The following is an 18,471-nucleotide window of genomic DNA, read 5'->3' as shown; positions in this document are numbered from 1 at the left end:
TTGTTCAATCGGTCAGGTTTTTATAAGAGGCAATAATGGCTACTCCACATATTAAAGCAGAACTCGGTGACTTCGCAGAAACAGTGCTAATGCCCGGAGACCCTTTACGGGCGCAACATATAGCGGAAACCTTCTTATCCAACGTGGTGCGTGTCAACGATGTACGCAATATGTTTGCCTATACCGGCGAATACAAGGGCAAGCGCCTGTCAGTGATGGGCTCGGGTATGGGAATTCCCTCGATCTCTATCTATGCCAAGGAATTGATCACCGAATTGGGTGTGAAGAACATTATCCGAGTCGGCACCTGCGGCGCCCTGGCAGACGATATTCAACTGCGTGATGTTATCGTTGCCATGGGGGCCAGTACCGACTCCGGTGTCAACCGAGCCCGCTTGCAGGGCTATGATTTTTCCGCCATCGCCAGTTACCCCTTGCTGGAAGCAACCGTCAATGCCGCTCGGGACGCCAAGATAGAGGTGCGGGTCGGTAATGTGTTTTCGGCCGATCTGTTCTACACCCCGGTCGATTGCATTATGACTACCTTAGCCGGGATGGGCATCTTAGCCGTCGAAATGGAAACAGCCGGCCTCTACGGCGTAGCCGCCGAATACGGCGCCAACGCCTTGGCGGTGATGACCGTGAGCGATCACATATTGCGCGGTGAAGCGGCCAGCGCCGATGAACGGCAAAATACCTTCAATGATATGATCGAAATCACCCTGAATGCGGCCATCACGCTCTAAACCATAGGGAACAGCTTATGACGGATAACTTTACCACCCTATATGATCTGGCCAAAGCGGGAGCGGCCCTGGCCTATGCACCTTACAGTCAGTTTCAGGTCGGCGCGGCCTTGGCCACCGTCGACGGTGCCCTGTTCAGCGGCTGCAATGTGGAAAACGCTTCCTATGGGCTGGGCTTGTGTGCCGAACGCAATGCTATCACCACCGCCGTCGCGGCCGGGGTCAAGCCGGGGCAAATCGACCGATTGGTGCTCTTCATTGACCGCGCCGAGTTGTTTTCACCGTGCGGCGGCTGCCGTCAGGTAATGAGCGAATTTATGAAGCCCACCGCTATCATTAGCGCCACCAATGGACAGGGTCAGCGAAAAGATTGGACCGTGGCCGAGCTATTGCCGGACGGCTTTCAGTTGCCCGGCTAGGCGAACTGCGCTAGCAGCGCAACTATGTTGGCCACCCTAAGATTCCTTATTGGCACTGTGCCGCCTTAGATCCTTGTGAAAATGGCGACCTAAGCTCACCAATCCGCTACACTCGGTTTAAAACTGGGCGGCACGGCAGCCGAATTAAGGTTTCAACCTGTGGTGATGGTCAATGGCGCAACGATTGTATTATTTTCTGTTAGCAGCCTTAGCTTACGGTTTGTTCAGTTGGGTCGGCCTCTTGCTGGTGATTCCACCCGGTTTTTCGTCAGCCATCTGGCCCGCGGCCGGTCTGGCATTGGGCCTCTATATCCTGATGCCAACGCGCGCGATAGTGGGAGGTATCTGGCTCGGTGCCTTTATCGTCAATCTCGGTATTGCGACCCAAGGTTTCAGCCAGTTCAGTTTGCCAGCCGTGTTGATGGCCGTCACGACCGGTACCGGTGCCACGCTGCAGATGCTGTTTGGCAGCTGGCTATTCGGTCGCCTGTTAAGCACTGATCAATACATAGCAACGCCGCACGATATTTTCAAGTTCGTGCTCTTGATCAGTCCGTTGAGCTGTCTGATTGGCTCAACGATTGGTGTGGTGCCGCTTTATGTAAACGGCTTTGTCAGTCTCGCCAACCTCCCCTTCAGCTGGCTAACCTGGTGGGTAGGCGATGCCATTGGCCTCATGCTGTTCACCCCGCTCATTCTGACCCTGCTGTCCACCAATCAGCGGCTGAGCAACGCTCGTAAACTGCTCTCGCTGGTGCCAATGACGGTCATTTTCAGCGCAATCCTAGTGCTTTTTTTCGGGTCGTTGCAACACCATCGGCAGAATCAAAGCACCGAAATGAGCGAACTTGCCCAGCGATTGCATCTGAATGTAGAACGGCGTTTAAGGGATTCTGCCAATAAATTACTGGCCTACTCGGCCTTTTTTCAAGCCTCCAGCTATGTATCGGCCGACGACTTCGCCGCTTTTTCGGCCACCATCAATACCGGTGACCCCACCTTTCAAGTTGTTGGTTGGACCCCGATTGTCCACCGCATTGAGCGGGCGTCCGTCGAGGCGGACGTGCGCGCCCAAGGTTTTCCGGACTTTACCTTTACCGAGCCGAGTCCGAATGGGACGGTGCCTGCTGGGCCACAAGACATTTACTACCCGGTGGTCTATATCTATCCATTTGCGCTTAATAAAAGGGCCTTCGGTTTGAACTTGGGGGCCATTCCGTCGCGCTTGCTGGCCCTGACTCAGGCATTTGAGCAGAATCAGAGCGTGGCCACGGCACCCATTCAGTTGGTCCAAGAGCTGGATGGCACGTTGGGTTTTATCCTTTATCTACCGGTGTTTCGATCTACACAATTGGCCTTCTTGAGTGGACCTGAAAAGGAACTGCTAGGTTATGTGGGCGGTGGTTTTCGGATTGGCGCCGTGCTGCGGGGAGCGCAACGCGAAGCCGAGAAGATTGGCATCGGTATCGATCTCCACGATATCACCGACGGCCGGCAGCCATTACAGGAATCGACTTTGATTGCCGTCGAGGGGTTTGAGCCAGTTACCTATAGCCTTTTCTTCGGCCAACGGCACTATCAGCTCACCTTCTTTGTGAGTGAAAAATTCGGTCTCTATCATAAGGATTGGACCAGTTGGATTATCCTCACCGCGGGCTTTCTGATTGCGGCCCTATTGAATTCAGTAATTCTAATGTTAGCGGCCACCACCGAAAATATTCGCCATGAGGTTGCCCGAAAAACTGACGATCTAATGCAGGCGACCCAGGCTGCGATAGAGGCCAATGCCGCCAAATCCAATTTTTTGGCCAACATGAGTCATGAGTTCCGCACTCCGCTCAACGCTATTATTGGGCTCAATGAACTGTGCCTGATGACCCCATTAACGGCCCAACAAAGCGATTATCTGGGTAAGTCGCAAATGGCGTCGAACACCCTATTGGGACTGATCAATCATACCCTCGATTATGAAAAAATTGCTTTGGGTAAGTTGGAGGTCGAAACCACCCCTTTCTCCCTCAATAACATCCTGGACAAGATGCATGCGATCTTTGCCATTCAGGCTGTTCAGAAAGGGCTGTATTTTGTGGTAACGGTTCCGACGGCCCTGCCTGAAACCGTGCTTGGCGATGCGCTGCGTGTGGAGCAGGTTCTGCTGAACTTGTGCAGCAACGCCGTTAAATTCACCGACCAGGGCGGGGTTACTGTCGAGCTGGTTGTTATCACCCGGACACTGGAACACATCGCCCTAGAATTAACGGTGAGCGATACCGGCATCGGCATTTCTCCCGATGAACAGGGCCATTTGTTTGAATCATTTCGTCAGGCCGATGCCTCGACCGCACGAAAATACGGCGGCACGGGATTGGGTCTGAATATCAGCCGTCAGCTCGTCGATTTAATGGGAGGGGAGATCGATGTGCACAGCGACCTGGACGTGGGCAGTCAATTTGTCGTCCGGCTGATGTTTCAAATAACCACCGCAGATGGCCGTCAGATAGACGCGGTCAGCCAAAACGGATTGAACGTTCAGCAGTCCTCTGCCCAAAATACGTCGGCTGTGCGAGTTTATGGTGCGGCCATCCCATCGGCGTCACCTCCGGACATGACCAAAGAGGCGCTCAAGGGGCTGGCATTGTTGGTCGTGGAAGACAATATTATCAACCGGGTGGTGGCCGAAGGGCTGTTACGATCGATGGGCGCGGAGATCACCTTAGCCGTTGACGGCTTTCACGCCCTAGAGATCCTGCAGTCGGGTGCCGACTTCGACCTGATCCTGTTGGATATACAGATGCCTGGCATGGACGGTTGCGAGTTGGCTCGTAAAATTCGTCTGTTGCCCGGCGCTGTCAACGAACTGCCGCTAATAGCCATGACGGCCAATGTGATGGACGATGATATCGCCCGCTGCTTAGCCGCCGGAATGGACGATCATATCGGCAAGCCGCTCAATATTCGGACCATGGTCGACAAAATTCTAGCGCGCATTGGTTGAAAATTGGGCGCTCACGCAGCCCAAGGCCTCAGACGTCACGACCTAGACATTGGTCTTAATTGTCAACAATATGTTGATATCTACGCATTTCTAGCGCATAAATTCCCTATAAGTCCGATGTATTGTAGACAAAATAATAAAAAACGACCTGCTACAGGAAAGATAGCCTATGAGTACTTACGCAACAGAGCATCAGTTAGCCCGCGTTCAGGCGGATCAATTTTGGTTAACCCAAGCACGTCAGCTGGCGTGGCATACGCTGCCCAGTTTGGGGTTAACCACTCAGGCTGATGGCCAGCAGCGCTGGTTTGCCGACGGTCAACTCAACACCGCCTATCTGGCTGTAGATGCCCATGTCGACGCGGGTCGAGGCGAGCAGCTTGCCCTGATTTACGATTCACCCTTGGCCGGTCGGGTGCAAAAATTCACCTATAACGACTTGCTGGAAGAGGTACGTCGGTGCGCCGGCCTGTTGCGTCAGCTCGGGGTTGAGAAGGGCGATCGGGTGGTGATCTATATGCCGATGATTCCCCAGGCTACCATTGCGATGCTGGCCTGTGCCCGCCTCGGTGCAATCCACTCGGTAGTCTTCGGCGGCTTTGCCGCTAATGAGCTCGCTGTGCGCATCGACGATGCCCAACCGAAAGTGGTGCTGGCAGCGACCTGTGGCCTTGAGGTTAACAAGATCGTGCAGTATCAACCCTTGCTGCGCAGCGCCTTACAGTTGGCCGAACACCAGCCCGAGCAGGTGGTGGTTTGGGAGCGACCCGAGCAACCGATCACCGAAGCCGACTTTGTCCGCTGGCAGGATCTGCTTGTCGTAGCCGAGCCGGCCGACTGCGTTGTGCTCCAGGCAACCGATCCGCTCTATATCCTTTATACCTCCGGCACCACTGGCCAGCCCAAGGGGGTTGTGCGCGATCACGGCGGACACGCCGTTGCGCTGCACTATTCGATGGCGGCGCTCTATGATACGGCGCCTGGCGAGGTCTTTTGGGCGGCATCGGATGTCGGCTGGGTGGTCGGTCATTCCTATATTGTCTATGCCCCCCTATTGCGCGGTTGTACCACCCTGATGTACGAGGGCAAACCGGTCGGTACGCCCGACGCCGGTGCATTCTGGCGGGTGGTGCAAGACCACCGGGTCAAGGTGCTGTTTGCCGCACCGACGGCGTTTCGGGCCATCCGCAAGACCGATCCGGACGGCGTCCTGATCAAGGACTACGATCTGTCCTCCTTGGCGACCATCTTTATGGCCGGTGAACGACTCGACCCGCCGACGCTGGCCTGGACTGAACAGCACAGCCAAAAGCCAGTCATCGACCATTGGTGGCAAACCGAAACCGGCTGGGCGATCACCGGTAATCCGCTCGGCTTAGAACGCTTCCCGACCAAGGCCGGCAGTTCCTGCAAGCCGATGCCGGGCTTCAATGTTGAAATTCTCGATGGCGAAGGACGCATCTGCGCACCCGGTGTACAGGGCTATATCGCCTTGCAACTGCCGTTGCCGCCCGGGTGTCTGACCACCATCTGGCGCAATCAGGCGCGCTTCGAATCGGCCTACCTAAAGCAGTTTACCGGCTTCTATGCCTCCGGTGATGGCGGTTACAAAGACGAGGACGGCTACATCTTCGTGATGGGGCGGATTGACGATGTGATCAATGTGGCCGGCCATCGCCTGTCGACCGGCGAACTGGAGGCGGTCCTGGGCGGTCATGAGATGGTCGCCGAGTGCGCCGTGATCGGTGTGGCAGACGATCTCAAGGGGCAGATACCGCTCGGATTTGCCGTCCTCAAGGATGGTGTCTACCCAGACTTGGATGACTTGGAGCGGGCCCTGGTCGCCAAGGTGCGCAATGAGGTAGGTGCCATCGCCTGCCTCAAGCAAGTGATGATCGTCGATCGATTGCCGAAGACCCGCTCGGGTAAAATTTTGCGCGCGACCATGCGTAAGATGGCCGATGGGGAAGACTACCAGATTCCGTCAACCATTGAAGATCCGGCGGCACTGGATGAAATTCAGCAGCACTTCCGCTAGGCAATTCGCGCCGGTATCCTGTGTCGATGAGGTCGGGCTCTAAGGGCCCCAGTCAATCGAATATCGCACCCGGGTTGAACAGGTTGTCGGGGTCGAAGGTCTTTTTCAGCTGACGCATCAGATCTATTTCCAGCGGCGTGCGGCTATATTGCAAGTAGGCTTTTTTCTGGAAGCCGATGCCATGCTCGGCGGACACAGAACCCTGACAGGAGGCCAACGGCTGGTAGACCAGTTCGTTAATGGTGCTGCGCTGCCGATCCGATAAATCTGGCCCTATATGAATAAAGAGGTGCAGGTTGCCATCACCGAGATGGCCAAAGACAATCACCTTAGCCTCGGGCCAGTGGGCGCGGATCGCCTCCGTTAGGTTGTCGACATAGGCCTCCATAGCATCAATCGGCAGGCTGACATCATAGCCTATATAGGGCGCCAGCCCGGTGGTTAAACACTCTATATCATCGCGAATGGCCCACAGGGCCTGTTGCTGAGCCATCGAGCTGGCGATCACGGCATCGATAATCAGCTCTTGTTCCAGTAAGGTTTCCAAAGCCGAGAGGAAAATGTCCTTTTCCAGATCGTGATAATTTGCCGCCTGAATCAACACATAATAAGGATAGTCCAGGCTCAGCGGTGCTTTGTGTGTCTGTTCTTGGTCGATGACAAAGCGCAAATGTTCTTGCCACATCACTTCGAAGGCCGACAGACGCCCACCCAGTTGGGCATCGAGGTTGCGCAACAAGGCCGTGAGTGATTGAAAGTCGGGCACCGCGACCAGCGCCGTGGAATAGCTGCTGTGTTGAGCGCGCAAGCGCAAGGATAGGCGGGTGATGATGCCCAGGGTGCCTTCACTGCCGATAAACAGCTGCTTGAGATCATAGCCGGTATTGTTCTTCAACAAGGGCCGCAGATTGCTAACTATCTCGCCCGTGGCCAGCACCACTTCCAGACCGAGAATTTGCTCACGCGACATGCCATAACGCAGCACCTCGTTACCACCTGCATTGGTCGCGGCCATGCCGCCGAGAGTGCAGCTGCCGCGGGCGCCTAAGTCGACCGGGTAATGCAGGTCATTACTTTCGGCAAAGGCCTGCAGCGCCTGTAAGGGCACACCGGCTTGAACGATGACGGTGCGGTTATCGACATTGATAGCCTCGATCTGGTTTAAGCGCTCCAATGAAAGCCCAATCTGTTCGGCCGAGGGCACCGCCCCTTCAACGAACCCGGTCATGCCGCCCAAGGGCACGATGCTGATTCCGGCCGCGCAACAGAGTTTGACCACCGCAGCGACCTCCTCGGTTGAACCGGGCCGCACGATGGCACCGGCGCGCATCGGAGCCGGATCAAACCAGCTGATCGGCCGAGCAGAGACATCGGCACCGGTTAACACCTGGCGGGCTCCGAGTAATTCTATAAGTTGGTTTAACAGTGTTTGCATACGGTATTCAGTGTATGGAGGCGGACAAACACTATGCCACAGGAGTAGTCGGAATTCATCTCGGACCCTAGCCGTTTTATGGCTCGACAAGGTTTACCTAATTGTCTTCTAACGGGTCTAATACTAATGGATGAACGCACACAGATGTTTATTTAGGGTGTATGCTTGTCAAATGAAAAAGGTAACTAGTAGACAATTGATTGGCATCTTAGTCGGGGCAGCCTTGGGCGAGAGCGACGCCAAGGCAATCGGTGCTTCTTTAGCAGCACCGTGCCCTTGGCGACGAGCGCAAGCTCGATGGATGTGCAGATGCCCGTGATGGATGATTTTGACGCGATGCGTCGGATTCGCCAGGAGCCTGCCGCTGTGGCTATTGCCCAGATCGCGGCCGATGCGGGCGTGGATCTGAACGCAGCGCTGGAGCGACTCGGTGGTTTGCAAGATGTATATCGCAATGCGCTCGCAGCCTTTGTCGTCGATCTGCTTGTCATGCCTAGCCAGTTGAGCGCTTATGCGCAAAATATGCAGCACAATAACAGCCGGGATGACGCCCGTCGCTTGATGCATACGGTGAAGGGGTTGGCGGCAACCATCGGCGCAACGGCCTTGTCGACGGCTGCCGCCAGTGGCGAACAGGCCATGGGTAACAGCCCAGATGAACAACAGGTGGTGCTTATCTGCGATCAGGTTGGCACCGTCATTACGCGTGCCTTGCCCGGTCTACAGGCCCTCTCGGCAGTGGTCTGACAATTTTGAATCCCAGGCGTTAAGCAGCACCTATCGAGCCCTGCAAAGCCGTCAATCGAGATTGGTGCACATCAGTAATGCGCACCTTCAGTACGCCCCGACTTGTTCCGCCAGGACAACAATCCGTGCCTACAACGACCCCCACAGGGTATTAAAAATCACCTGATGGGTATTGGCGATGGTCGGCGACTTAATCACCACTGCGGTCGGCAGATCACCATCGCTGAGCGAAATCAGCGCGACCTTGGGCGGATAGATGGCGATATAGGAGCCGGCGTTGTCCGAGGATTTTTCATCGATCCATTTCCGATCGGCCAACGGGGCCTCCTCGCCGCCTTCCCCGATGGCGATCACGCGCACCTTGATATCGAGCTTAACCCGTTGACGGGTATAGTTGGGAAAGGGTCGGTACAGGTGTTTACGGATCGCCTTGGCCGAATAAACGCAGTAGGTGCGGTCTTTGTGCTCACTGACCGTGGAGAGAATGTCTTTCAGCACCAATTCAATGCCGTCATCCCCCTCGTAATAGTGCACATCAGCATTACCGGTGACCGGCTGTAGGTGCGACAGCTGGGGAATGACCTTGTCCTCCAGAGCTTCCATGGCCTCGGTCACCTGGGCCTGATGCTTTAGCGCCAGTTCACGCAATCGAGACGGTGGCTCGGCGCTGAAATGATGCCGCTTACCCTTGGGGAAAAAGCTCACCACGCCCTTCGGTTGCATGCGTTTAAGCAATTCATGGGTGGTGCCGCGATTAATGCCGGCACGATCGGCGATATCGCGTATCGAGGCCGGGCCCGACTCGAGCAGGGCCAGATAGATCCGCGTTTCGCGCGGCTCTAAACCGAAGACACGCAGCACTTCGGCGGTATTCACGCTGGCTCCTGCCCTGGGGTCGGCTTAGGAATCGCGGCGCGCGGCGCAAAGGCGAACACATCGCTGATCATCTGATCGGCCCGGAAGCCATGTTCGCTCAGGGTATCCAAGAGGTTGTAGACCATTTCCGGCGAACCGCAGGTCAGTGCCTGGCATTGGCCAACATCGGCGTGGTCGGCCAGGATGCTCTGGACCAGCATCTGGTGTTTATCGTCCCAATGACTGTGTTCGGAGATAAGCGCGGCGATGTGCACATGGGGGTATTGGTCGGCCCATTGCTCAGCCTTATCCAGCATATAGAGTTGATTGAGCCGGTAACTGGTCCAATAGATAAAGATCGGTCGCTTGGCCTGACGCTGCAACTGGTCTTCCACCACCGCCTTGACTTGACTGAAGCCGGTACCGGAGGCGACTAGTAATAAGGGCGCCGATGAAGCGGGCAGAGCACTCAGAACACAGCTGCCGGCTGCGGCCGCCAATTGCACCGAGCCCTGTTGGCGCAAGTGGTTGATAAGCCGCGTATTGGTCTCGGAGTCACCCTGGACATGCAATTCCACACACGCCATATGGGGTGCCGAACCGATGGTGAAATACAGATGCTCGAAACCCGGAATTCGTAACTCGGTATATTGGCCGGCCTCGAACGGATAGGGTTCGATCGGCTTGAGCAGAACTTGCCAGACGTCGCCACTCAGGGCCTTGATATCGTGAACCGTGGCGAGGGTTAGGGGGGCGGTCAAAAGCATTATCTCCAATTTTAAGGGTTAGGGTTGGGCCAGTATACGCATCGGTTGTGTTAGAACCAAAGCGCGCCAGGCCGATCTATTTCGTGTCGCTCCGCCTGGCCGGTGGTGAAGCCGCGCTAGAGGTTCAGTTCCGCCAGTAGGGCGGTCATTTTCGCGCTGATCAGCGGATCTTTGACGATCGGCCGGCCCCATTCCCGATTGGTTTCACCGGGCCACTTGTTGGTCGCATCGAGTCCCATCTTAGATCCCAGACCCGAGATGGGGCTGGCAAAGTCGAGATAGTCGATCGGGGTGTGCTCGATCAGGGTAGTGTCGCGCACCGGATCCATGCGGGTACTGATCGCCCACATCACATCTTGCCAGTCGCGTGGATTAACGTCTTCATCGACTACGATGAGAATCTTGGTGTACATGAATTGGCGCAAGAACGACCAAGTACCCATCATGACGCGCTTCGCATGGCCAGCATATTGCTTCTTCATACTTATTACGGCAATACGATAGGAACAGCCTTCCGGGGGCAGATAAAAATCGATAATTTCCGGGAACTGCTTCTGCAGAATCGGGATGAACACCTCATTTAGGGCGACGCCGAGGATCGCCGGCTCATCGGGCGGCCGGCCGGTATAGGTACTGTGATAAATAGGGTTATTCCGATGGGTCATGGTTTCCACAGTAAAGACTGGGAACTCACTGACCTCATTGTAATAGCCGGTGTGGTCACCATAAGGGCCCTCGGGGGCCGTTTCGCCCGGATAGATAAAGCCCTCCAAGATGATCTCGGCAGTCGCCGGCACCAGCAGATCGTGGCTGCGACACTTGACCAATTGGCTGCGGCTGTCGCGCAGCAGACCGGCGAAGGCATATTCCGATAGGGTGTCGGGCACCGGGGTCACTGCCGCGAGGATGGTGGCCGGGTCGGCCCCCAAGGCCACGGCAATCGGAAAAGGCTGGCCGGGATGCTTCTGCTGCCACGCTTGATAATCGAGTGCACCGCCGCGATGGGAGAGCCAGCGCATAATAAGTTTGTTCTTACCGATCACCTGTTGCCGATAGATACCCAGATTGGTGCGGCCACCATCCGGGCCCTGGGTGATAACCAATGGCCAGGTGATCAGCGGCGCGGCATCTTCGGGCCAGCAGGTCCACACCGGTAGCGTGCCCAGATCGACTTGGTCACCGGTCAGAATATTCTCTTGGCAGGGCCCGCTGCGCAGGGTTTTGGGGGCCATGCTGAGCACTTTTTTCAGCAGCGGCGCCTTCGACCAGGCATCCTTTAAGCCCTTGGGCGGTTCCGGCTCTTTCAGATAGGCCAATAGTTTGCCGATTTCGCGCAGATCTGCCAGGTTGTTAGCACCCATGCCCATCGCGACCCGTTCCGGTGTGCCGAAGAGGTTGCCGAGCACCGGCATGTCATAACCGATGGGGTTCTCAAACAGCAGCGCCGGACCTTTTTTGCGCAAGACCTGATCACACAACTCAGTCATTTCCAGATGCGGATCGACTGGATGGCTGATTCGAATCAGTTCGCCCCGCTGCTCGAGGCCGGCGATAAAGTCGCGTAAATCGGTGTATTTCATGAACGGGTTCTTATGGTTAGGGGTTCGGGCAGCATGGCCAGGCGACGAGCCATTGGCTAGAGCTGTTTGAGGCTGATAAAGAGCGACTCTCGGCTGGCGTTTTGGGCCTTCAGCCGGTCCAGGTAGCTCTGCCACAGCAGCTCTTGCTGATCGCCAAGATGGCGCAAATAGGTCCAATCGTACAGGCCGCTGTCGTGGCCGTCATCGAAAATAATCTTGATGGCGTAACGGCCGGTGGCTTCAATGCCGGAGATGGCAACGGCCTTTTTGCCTACCTGCAGTACCTGCTGACCCACGCCATGGCCGCGTACCTCGGCCGAGGGCGAATGCACTCGTAAAAATTCGGCCGACAGGCGATGCTCGACCCGGTCGGGCCACTGTAGATTTAGGGTTTGGCTGGCGCGGTGATAATCGATTTTGAGCGGCGCAGTGTGCATAGCAGTACTTTTTGAACGAATACGATAGCCATTATCAGCAATCGGCCGCGGAAGTCTAATCTTTCCCCTGCTTTTTCGTCCTGCTTGCTAATCGGGAATTTGATTGCGCAGCAGCACCAGTTCGTCGATGTTGAGCCGGAGAATATCGACCAGGTCGGGATCGAACTTAATGCCACTCTGATTAACGATATAGGCCAAGATCGCCTCGTTATGCCACGGCTCCTTATAGCTGCGTTGTGACCCTAGGGCATCAAAGACATCGGCCATGGCCATAATCCGAGCCTCCATGGGGATCTTATCGCCGACCAGGCCATCAGGGTAACCACTGCCATCCCAATTTTCATGATGCCAGCGCGCCAGGCGGGCGCCTAAGCAGGCTACCGGCAGCTTGGATTGCTCCAAAATCTGGCCCCCGATGGCGGCATGAGTTTGCATAATAGCCCATTCATCCGAGGTGAACTTGCCCGGTTTGTGCAGGATGGCTTCGGAAATGGCTATTTTGCCGATGTCGTGCAGGGGTGCGGCAATCTTAATGGCTTCAATAAACTCTCTGGGCAGCGCCAACTGCTGGGCAAAAAACTCACAGATCAGCGCGACCCGTTTGACATGACTGCCGGTCTCCAGGCTACGCGCCTCGATGGCATCACCGACTATATACATTAGCTCCTTCTGATTGCTGGCGAGCTGGTTTTGGCGCATCAGGTTTTCAAAGATTAGCACCAGTTGGCTGGCATAGAGCTCGATCAAGCCGGCTCGAAAATGACTCTCATCAGCCGGATATTCGACCCATAAGACCACCGCGGCATCCTGACCGGTGGCGAAATAACCGACAAAGTCTTGTGCGCTAGCGACGGTGCTTTGATCGCTAAAGGTTTGTTCAATGCGTGCGCGAATCGCCTCAGGGAGACCCTCTAGGCCGCTGCTCACGCATTGTTGCGCGCCATTGCCACAACTGAGCAGGGTGTCGATTGATTCGGCAAATAAGCTGTGCTGACGTCGTGCCAGATAGAGCGTTGAACGCTCCAGTTGTAAAATGCTCAATAACCCTTGCAGGGCGGAGCTGGCCATGAGATCCAAACTATCGAGTTTGAGCAGACCGGCGGAGGTATCGATCAATTGTCGAAACGCGGCCAATTGGCTACCGATGGTGGTGATATCCTTATAACCGCGCACAGCATTGAATACGCAGGTAGCCAAGCCTTGAGCGGTCAGCTCGGTCTTGGATTTGTAGTCATTGATATCATAGTTGCGGATAACGTCCGACTCTGGTGCCATACCGGCTTGGCCGGTACGCAGAATGAGACGGATAGCGCCGTTCATCCGGTCGTTGCGAATCCACTCGACTAACTCCAGACCGGCATGGGGGGTCTCCATCACGACATCGACAAAGGCTAAACAGTATTGGGTGTCCGACTCCAGCATGAGCCGGGCTTCGGCTGCTGAAAAAGCCGAGTGCAGCTTGACCGGCTGGCCGAACAGTTCCAGTCGGTTCAGGGTCAGCCGGGTGACATCGTGAACACTGGGTTCGTCGTCGACTATTAGAATGTGCCAAGGTTCGCAGGGCGGCTCACTGGTTAAGGGCGGTAGGGTATCGGCACTGAAAATCATGCGGGTCATCGGCTTGGGCATCGACTTATGGCGAGCCCTAACTAAAGCACAGATATGCGGTATTGCCAGCGCCAATTTGACTTAATGGTGCGCAGCACGGCGGGTTAAATCGACCGTGCTTCGCGCTGGTCGCTAGAGAATAAAGCGACTGAGATCTTCGTTTTGAGCCAGTTCACCGAGCGCGGCCTCGACAAAGGCGGCATCGATAGACTGCTTTTCGCCCGAGCGTTCACTGGCATCAAAGGATATGCCTTCAAACAACCGTTCCATGATGGTGTGTAGGCGTCGAGCTCCGATGTTCTCGGTGTTCTCATTGACCTGGTACGCCGTCCGGGCGATGGCTTCGATGGCATCGTCACTGAAATCCACCAAGAGATTTTCGGCCTGCATCAACGCGCTATACTGCTCGGTAATGCTGTAGTCCGGCTCGGTTAAAATACGCTTGAAGTCGTCCGGTGTCAGTGCCTGCAGATTCACTCGTATTGGTAATCGGCCCTGTAATTCGGGGATCAGATCGCTCGGTTTGGAAAAGTGAAAGGCACCACTGGCTATAAAGAGGATATGGTCGGTCTTTACCATGCCGTACTTGGTATTGACCGTACAGCCCTCTATGAGCGGTAACAGGTCGCGCTGCACGCCATCCCGGCTGACGTCACCGCCACCGCGATTGTCACTCTTGGCAATCTTGTCGATCTCATCGAGAAACACGATACCGTTTTGCTCCACCGCGTGCAGGGCCCGTTGGCGCAGCGTGTCCTCGTTGATCATCCGGCCGGCTTCTTCCTCGGTCAGCAGCTTAAGGGCTTCTTTGATCGGTACCTTGCGGGTCTTAGTTTTTTCCTTGCCCATATTGGAAAACATATTCTGCAACTGGCTGGTCATTTCTTCCATACCCGGTGGCGCCATAATTTCGACCCCCACCTTGGCTTCGGCCAGTTCTATCTCAATTTCCTTAGCGTCCAGTTCGCCTTCGCGTAGGCGTTTACGGAAGGTCTGTCGGGTCGCCGACGGTTGCGCTTTAGAGTCGTCATCGGTCGAACCGGTGCGCGCCGATGGTAAGAGTATATCGAGGATTCGGTCTTCGGCCGCATCCTCGGCACGCGGCCGGACGGCATGCAATTCATGGTCGCGAAACAGCTTGATGCCGGTTTCGACCAGGTCACGAATAATCGACTCGACATCGCGCCCGACATAGCCGACTTCGGTAAACTTGGTCGCCTCGACCTTGATAAAAGGCGCATTGGACAGCTTTGCCAAGCGCCGTGCAATTTCTGTTTTACCAACTCCGGTCGGGCCAATCATGAGAATGTTTTTCGGTGTGATTTCGTCGCGCATCCGCTCATCGAGTTGCATGCGCCGCCAGCGATTACGCAGCGCAATGGCCACGGCGCGTTTGGCGTCGTCCTGACCAATAATGTGTTTGTCCAGCTCATGGACGATTTCTCTGGGTGTCATTGTCGACATGCTAACCTCTTACCTAATAGGGCCCGCCGCGAGTGATGTGCCGCGTCGGGCGTGGTCCTTGCCGCGTTGGCAGGGGCCGGTGAACTGTTTTACAGCGTTTCGACAACCACCGAGTGGTTGGTGAAGACGCAAATATCTGCGGCTAAGGCCATGGACTTTTCGGCGATAGTTTTAGCGTCCAGATCGGTGTTTTCATAGAGCGCGCGGGCCGCCGCGAAGGCGTAGTTGCCGCCTGAACCGATGGCGATCACGCCATATTCCGGTTCCACCACATCGCCGGTGCCCGAAATAAGCAGAGACGTCTCGCCATCGGCGACCAACAGCAGGGCTTCCAGGCGCCGCAACGCCCGATCGGAACGCCATTCTTTGGCCAGCTCAACCGCCGCGCGGGTGAGATGGCCGCTGTGCTGCTGCAGGTGGGCCTCGAATTTTTCAAATAACGTAAAGGCATCGGCGGTGCCACCGGCAAAGCCGGCGATCACCTTGTTTTGATACAGGCGGCGCACCTTGCGGGCATTGCTTTTTAATACGGTATTTCCAAGAGATACTTGACCATCGCCGGCGATAACGACCTGGTCATTACGGCGGACCGCAACAATCGTTGTCATGAAGGGGTTGCCTATCATTGAATTCAACGATCTATGTGGGGACGTCGGCGCAAGTTTAAAAGGTAAGGGGCAAATTAAGCCATTGCTGGGCGCGCAGGCAGGGCGCTAAGCGATCACCCGGCGGTGGCAATGGAGACTGCTATTGGCTCTTGACCAGGACCTGATAGTTGAGTTTCGCGAGCGTGTCTTGGGCCTTGTTGAGCGAGGGGCGATGATCAAAGGGGCCGACCATAACACGGTGAAAGGTGCCTTTACCGGTCACTTCGACCGACTGTATTTCAGTATTGGGTAACCCATTTAATATAAGTTCCGCGCGCAACCGATCAGCGTCAGCCACCCGATTAAACGAGGCGACCTGAATAATCCAGTTTTTAGCGTCGGGCACCGCCACGGGCGCCGCCTTGCTGGAGCTGTCTTGGCTGGCAGCTGGGCCGCTCTGGGTCGGCACGGTCGGGGCTATCCGGTCGCCTGGCAGATCGATCGACACCTCATCGGTTTCCAATAATTGATAAAACTCGAAGGCCTGCTTGAGTGTCTCAGCCTTGGTCTTAATGTCCTCAATGCTTTCATATTCCGGGCTGACCGCCGTGGACTCAGGTGCGGCCAGCGGTTCGCGCAAGGCGATGGCCAGCTGTTTGCGCACGGCGTCGGCACCGCCCTTGTCGGCCGGTACTGCGTTTAAATAATATAAGAAAGCGCCAAAACCAAGGGCCACCGTCACGGTAAAGATCCACACCCAAGTTGGAATGGAACTGCCCTGAGGGGCCTTGGGTTTGTGGGCGAAATCGCGTGCCATCGGTTACTCCAGGTTACATTTTTTCAGGTGCGCTGACGCCTAACAGGTCTAGGCCATTGGCCAGGACTTGTGCAACGGCAGTGGACAAGACCAGGCGGGCGTTACGAATTTCATCGTCGGCTACCAACATCTTATGGTTGTTGTAGTAGCTGTGAAACAGGCCGGCCAGATCCCGTAAATAGTTGGCAATCATAGCAGGTTCGAGGGCTGTACCGGCGCTTTTTACAATGTCACTATAGCGCCGCAGCTGGGTCATTAATTCGCGTTCCGCTTCTTGATCGAGGCGGCTCAAGGCGGCCAGGCCATCGGCCTGGTTAAAGCTCAGTTGCTGGTCGACCAGCCGGTCGAGAACGCCAAATACGCGGGCATGAGCGTATTGAATATAATAGACCGGGTTGTCGTTATTTTTTGATCGAGCCAGATCGATATCAAAGGTGATCTGGGCATCACCTCGGCGCGACACCAAGAAATAGCGGGTCGCATCGCGGCCGACCTCATCGATCAGATCGCGCAACGTGACATAGCTGCCCGCTCGCTTGGAGAGTTTCACCTCTTCCCCACCGCGTACGACCATGACCATCTGATGCAGGTTATAATCGGGGTAGCCGGCCGGAATGCCAACCTGAAGGGCCTGTAAACCAGCGCGTACTCGGGTGACGGTGCTGTGATGGTCGGCACCTTGCTGATTGATAACTCGGTCGAAGCCACGTTCAAATTTATTTTTGTGATAGGCCACATCGGGGACAAAGTAGGTATAGCCGCCGTCTTTTTTGCGCATCACCCGATCTTTGTCGTCACCGAAGTCGGTGGTCTTTAGCCACAGGGCGTCATCCTTTTCATAGGTGAAGCCGCTGGCAATCAATTTAGTCACGGTTTCCTCGACTAGACCGTCGGCATAGAGCGAGGATTCGAGAAAGTACACATCGAAGTCGACATCGAAGGCCTGCAAGTCCAGATCCTGTTCGCGGCGCAAATAGGCCACAGCGAACTGGCGTATGGCATCCAAATCGTCTGGATCGCCATTGGCGGTGACATTCTGGTCATCGGCAATCACTGTTTCACCGGCCAGATACGCACGGGCCACATCACTGATGTAATCGCCGCGATAACCATTTTCCGGCCAACCCTCTTGGTCTGGTGCGATATTGTGCACCCGGGCCGACACCGATAGGGCCAAATTTTGAATCTGGGCGCCGGCGTCATTGTAATAAAATTCTCGGGTGGGCTGCCAACCGTTGGCGGCCAAAACGCGACACAGCGAGTCGCCGACGGCGGCACCGCGACCGTGGCCGACATGCAATGGGCCGGTTGGGTTGGCGGAAACAAATTCGACCTGCACTCGACGTCCGTCACCGGAGTTGTTGGTGCCAAAGGCCGAACCTTGGGCCAAGACTTCGGCGACAATTTCCACGCTCGAGGCACCGGCCAAAAAGAAGTTAATAAAGCCCGGCCCGGCAATTTCGATCTTGCTGACCAGCGGTGTCTCGGGCAGCGCCGCAATCAAGGCGGTGGCCACGGCGCGCGGATTATTGCGGCACGCCTTGGCCAAAATAAGCGCCAGATTGCTGGTCAGATCACCATGGCTTTTGTCACGAGTATTATCGACCATGACCGCGATGGCCTGGTCACTCGGAATAAAACCGGTCGCTTTCAATTGTTCGGCAGCGGTGGCTAACAGTTGAGCAATCTGTTGCTTCATGAAAAAGTGTTCTCCGGAACGAGGAAATGGGCGGTAAAGCGCTGCGCATTATCCATATTTTCGGCCTCAGTAGCCAGCGTCCCGTATCGGCGAACGGAGGTTAGACTATCAGCGGATCGGCAGCGGAGTCTTGGTGGGTGGGCGCCATATTATTGACTTTATATTTGGGTATATTTGTCAATATTGTGCCGAATAAGCAAAATGACCGACCAAGTTGATCGGCTACGACCCGTTGGCCGGGACCAGTCAATTCGTCGGCCCGGCTGGTGATGGAGTA

15 protein-coding genes are annotated in these 18,471 nt (G+C 55.7%); 5 read left to right on the top strand and 10 right to left on the bottom strand.

All coding sequences use genetic code 11. The features are described 5' to 3' along the window. Positions 1-35 precede the first annotated feature (35 nt). The 4 genes from deoD to REIFOR_RS14230 all read left to right on the top strand — a co-directional run bounded on the left by deoD (position 36) and on the right by REIFOR_RS14230 (position 6,198). Positions 36-746 (top strand): purine-nucleoside phosphorylase, encoded by a 711-nt coding sequence (gene deoD / locus REIFOR_RS14245; protein ID WP_100258202.1) that lies wholly within the window; start codon positions 36-38, stop codon positions 744-746. 17 nt (positions 747-763) lie between these two features. Continuing rightward, positions 764-1,165 (top strand): cytidine deaminase, encoded by a 402-nt coding sequence (cdd, locus tag REIFOR_RS14240; RefSeq protein WP_100258201.1) that lies wholly within the window; start codon positions 764-766, stop codon positions 1,163-1,165. A 172-nt stretch (positions 1,166-1,337) separates the two neighbouring features. After that, positions 1,338-4,160 (top strand): CHASE domain-containing protein, encoded by a 2,823-nt coding sequence (locus REIFOR_RS14235; protein ID WP_100258200.1) that lies wholly within the window; start codon positions 1,338-1,340, stop codon positions 4,158-4,160. A 169-nt stretch (positions 4,161-4,329) separates the two neighbouring features. Further along, positions 4,330-6,198 (top strand): AMP-binding protein, encoded by a 1,869-nt coding sequence (locus REIFOR_RS14230; RefSeq protein ID WP_100258199.1) that lies wholly within the window; start codon positions 4,330-4,332, stop codon positions 6,196-6,198. Positions 6,199-6,250: 52 nt separating this feature from the next. Here REIFOR_RS14230 and REIFOR_RS14225 read toward each other — a convergent pair whose 3' ends face one another. Then, on the bottom strand, positions 6,251-7,633 hold the full coding sequence (locus REIFOR_RS14225; protein WP_100258198.1) for an FAD-binding oxidoreductase: 1,383 nt from the start codon (positions 7,631-7,633) through the stop codon (positions 6,251-6,253). A 309-nt stretch (positions 7,634-7,942) separates the two neighbouring features. On the opposite strand from REIFOR_RS14225, the gene REIFOR_RS14220 reads away from it, so the two are divergent. Continuing rightward, on the top strand, positions 7,943-8,380 hold the full coding sequence (locus REIFOR_RS14220; RefSeq protein WP_158524398.1) for an Hpt domain-containing protein: 438 nt from the start codon (positions 7,943-7,945) through the stop codon (positions 8,378-8,380). Positions 8,381-8,509: 129 nt separating this feature from the next. Here the strand turns inward: REIFOR_RS14220 and REIFOR_RS14215 are convergent, their stop codons facing one another. The 9 genes from REIFOR_RS14215 to argS form a co-directional block, all read right to left on the bottom strand. After that, the gene (locus tag REIFOR_RS14215; protein WP_100258196.1) at positions 8,510-9,256 is read right to left on the bottom strand and encodes a TrmB family transcriptional regulator; all 747 of its coding nucleotides are present in this window, start codon (positions 9,254-9,256) and stop codon (positions 8,510-8,512) included. Continuing rightward, positions 9,253-9,996: a ferredoxin reductase domain-containing protein gene (locus REIFOR_RS14210; RefSeq protein ID WP_158524397.1), complete on the bottom strand. Its 744-nt coding sequence runs from the start codon at positions 9,994-9,996 to the stop codon at positions 9,253-9,255. Before REIFOR_RS14210 ends, REIFOR_RS14215 begins: the two co-directional genes overlap by 4 nt. A 122-nt stretch (positions 9,997-10,118) precedes the next feature. Then, positions 10,119-11,582, bottom strand: a complete 1,464-nt coding sequence (gene ubiD / locus REIFOR_RS14205) for a 4-hydroxy-3-polyprenylbenzoate decarboxylase (protein WP_100258194.1) — start codon at positions 11,580-11,582, stop codon at positions 10,119-10,121. 56 nt (positions 11,583-11,638) lie between these two features. Further along, positions 11,639-12,019: a gamma-butyrobetaine hydroxylase family protein gene (locus tag REIFOR_RS14200; protein ID WP_100258193.1), complete on the bottom strand. Its 381-nt coding sequence runs from the start codon at positions 12,017-12,019 to the stop codon at positions 11,639-11,641. An 87-nt stretch (positions 12,020-12,106) separates the two neighbouring features. Then, positions 12,107-13,636, bottom strand: coding sequence for an HD domain-containing phosphohydrolase (locus tag REIFOR_RS14195; RefSeq protein WP_100258800.1), 1,530 nt, complete (start codon positions 13,634-13,636; stop codon positions 12,107-12,109). A 123-nt stretch (positions 13,637-13,759) separates the two neighbouring features. Further along, on the bottom strand, positions 13,760-15,091 hold the full coding sequence (gene hslU, locus REIFOR_RS14190; RefSeq protein ID WP_100258192.1) for an ATP-dependent protease ATPase subunit HslU: 1,332 nt from the start codon (positions 15,089-15,091) through the stop codon (positions 13,760-13,762). 89 nt (positions 15,092-15,180) lie between these two features. Further along, positions 15,181-15,699 (bottom strand): ATP-dependent protease subunit HslV, encoded by a 519-nt coding sequence (hslV, locus tag REIFOR_RS14185; protein WP_100258191.1) that lies wholly within the window; start codon positions 15,697-15,699, stop codon positions 15,181-15,183. Between the two features lie 139 nt (positions 15,700-15,838). After that, positions 15,839-16,495: an SPOR domain-containing protein gene (locus REIFOR_RS14180; RefSeq protein ID WP_100258190.1), complete on the bottom strand. Its 657-nt coding sequence runs from the start codon at positions 16,493-16,495 to the stop codon at positions 15,839-15,841. A gap of 13 nt (positions 16,496-16,508) precedes the next feature. Beyond that, positions 16,509-18,194 (bottom strand): arginine--tRNA ligase, encoded by a 1,686-nt coding sequence (gene argS / locus REIFOR_RS14175; RefSeq protein WP_100258189.1) that lies wholly within the window; start codon positions 18,192-18,194, stop codon positions 16,509-16,511. Positions 18,195-18,471 lie beyond the last annotated feature (277 nt).

Origin of the sequence: Reinekea forsetii (genome assembly GCF_002795845.1) — a bacterium.
Lineage (GTDB): Bacteria > Pseudomonadota > Gammaproteobacteria > Pseudomonadales > Natronospirillaceae > Reinekea > Reinekea forsetii.
The sequence above is the reverse complement of the archived record's forward strand: the minus strand, read 5'-3'. Positions and strand labels throughout refer to the sequence as shown.

Excerpts from the sequence above, each read along its gene's own strand:
- deoD (WP_100258202.1), top strand. The coding sequence starts at position 36 with ATGGCTACTCCACATATTAAAGCAGAACTCGGTGACTTCGCAGAAACA.
- cdd (WP_100258201.1), top strand. The coding sequence starts at position 764 with ATGACGGATAACTTTACCACCCTATATGATCTGGCCAAAGCGGGAGCG.
- REIFOR_RS14235 (WP_100258200.1), top strand. The coding sequence starts at position 1,338 with ATGGCGCAACGATTGTATTATTTTCTGTTAGCAGCCTTAGCTTACGGT.
- REIFOR_RS14230 (WP_100258199.1), top strand. The coding sequence starts at position 4,330 with ATGAGTACTTACGCAACAGAGCATCAGTTAGCCCGCGTTCAGGCGGAT.
- REIFOR_RS14225 (WP_100258198.1), bottom strand. The coding sequence starts at position 7,633 with ATGCAAACACTGTTAAACCAACTTATAGAATTACTCGGAGCCCGCCAG.
- REIFOR_RS14220 (WP_158524398.1), top strand. The coding sequence starts at position 7,943 with ATGCCCGTGATGGATGATTTTGACGCGATGCGTCGGATTCGCCAGGAG.
- ubiD (WP_100258194.1), bottom strand. The coding sequence starts at position 11,582 with ATGAAATACACCGATTTACGCGACTTTATCGCCGGCCTCGAGCAGCGG.
- REIFOR_RS14200 (WP_100258193.1), bottom strand. The coding sequence starts at position 12,019 with ATGCACACTGCGCCGCTCAAAATCGATTATCACCGCGCCAGCCAAACC.
- REIFOR_RS14195 (WP_100258800.1), bottom strand. The coding sequence starts at position 13,636 with ATGACCCGCATGATTTTCAGTGCCGATACCCTACCGCCCTTAACCAGT.
- hslU (WP_100258192.1), bottom strand. The coding sequence starts at position 15,091 with ATGTCGACAATGACACCCAGAGAAATCGTCCATGAGCTGGACAAACAC.
- hslV (WP_100258191.1), bottom strand. The coding sequence starts at position 15,699 with ATGACAACGATTGTTGCGGTCCGCCGTAATGACCAGGTCGTTATCGCC.
- REIFOR_RS14180 (WP_100258190.1), bottom strand. The coding sequence starts at position 16,495 with ATGGCACGCGATTTCGCCCACAAACCCAAGGCCCCTCAGGGCAGTTCC.
- argS (WP_100258189.1), bottom strand. The coding sequence starts at position 18,194 with ATGAAGCAACAGATTGCTCAACTGTTAGCCACCGCTGCCGAACAATTG.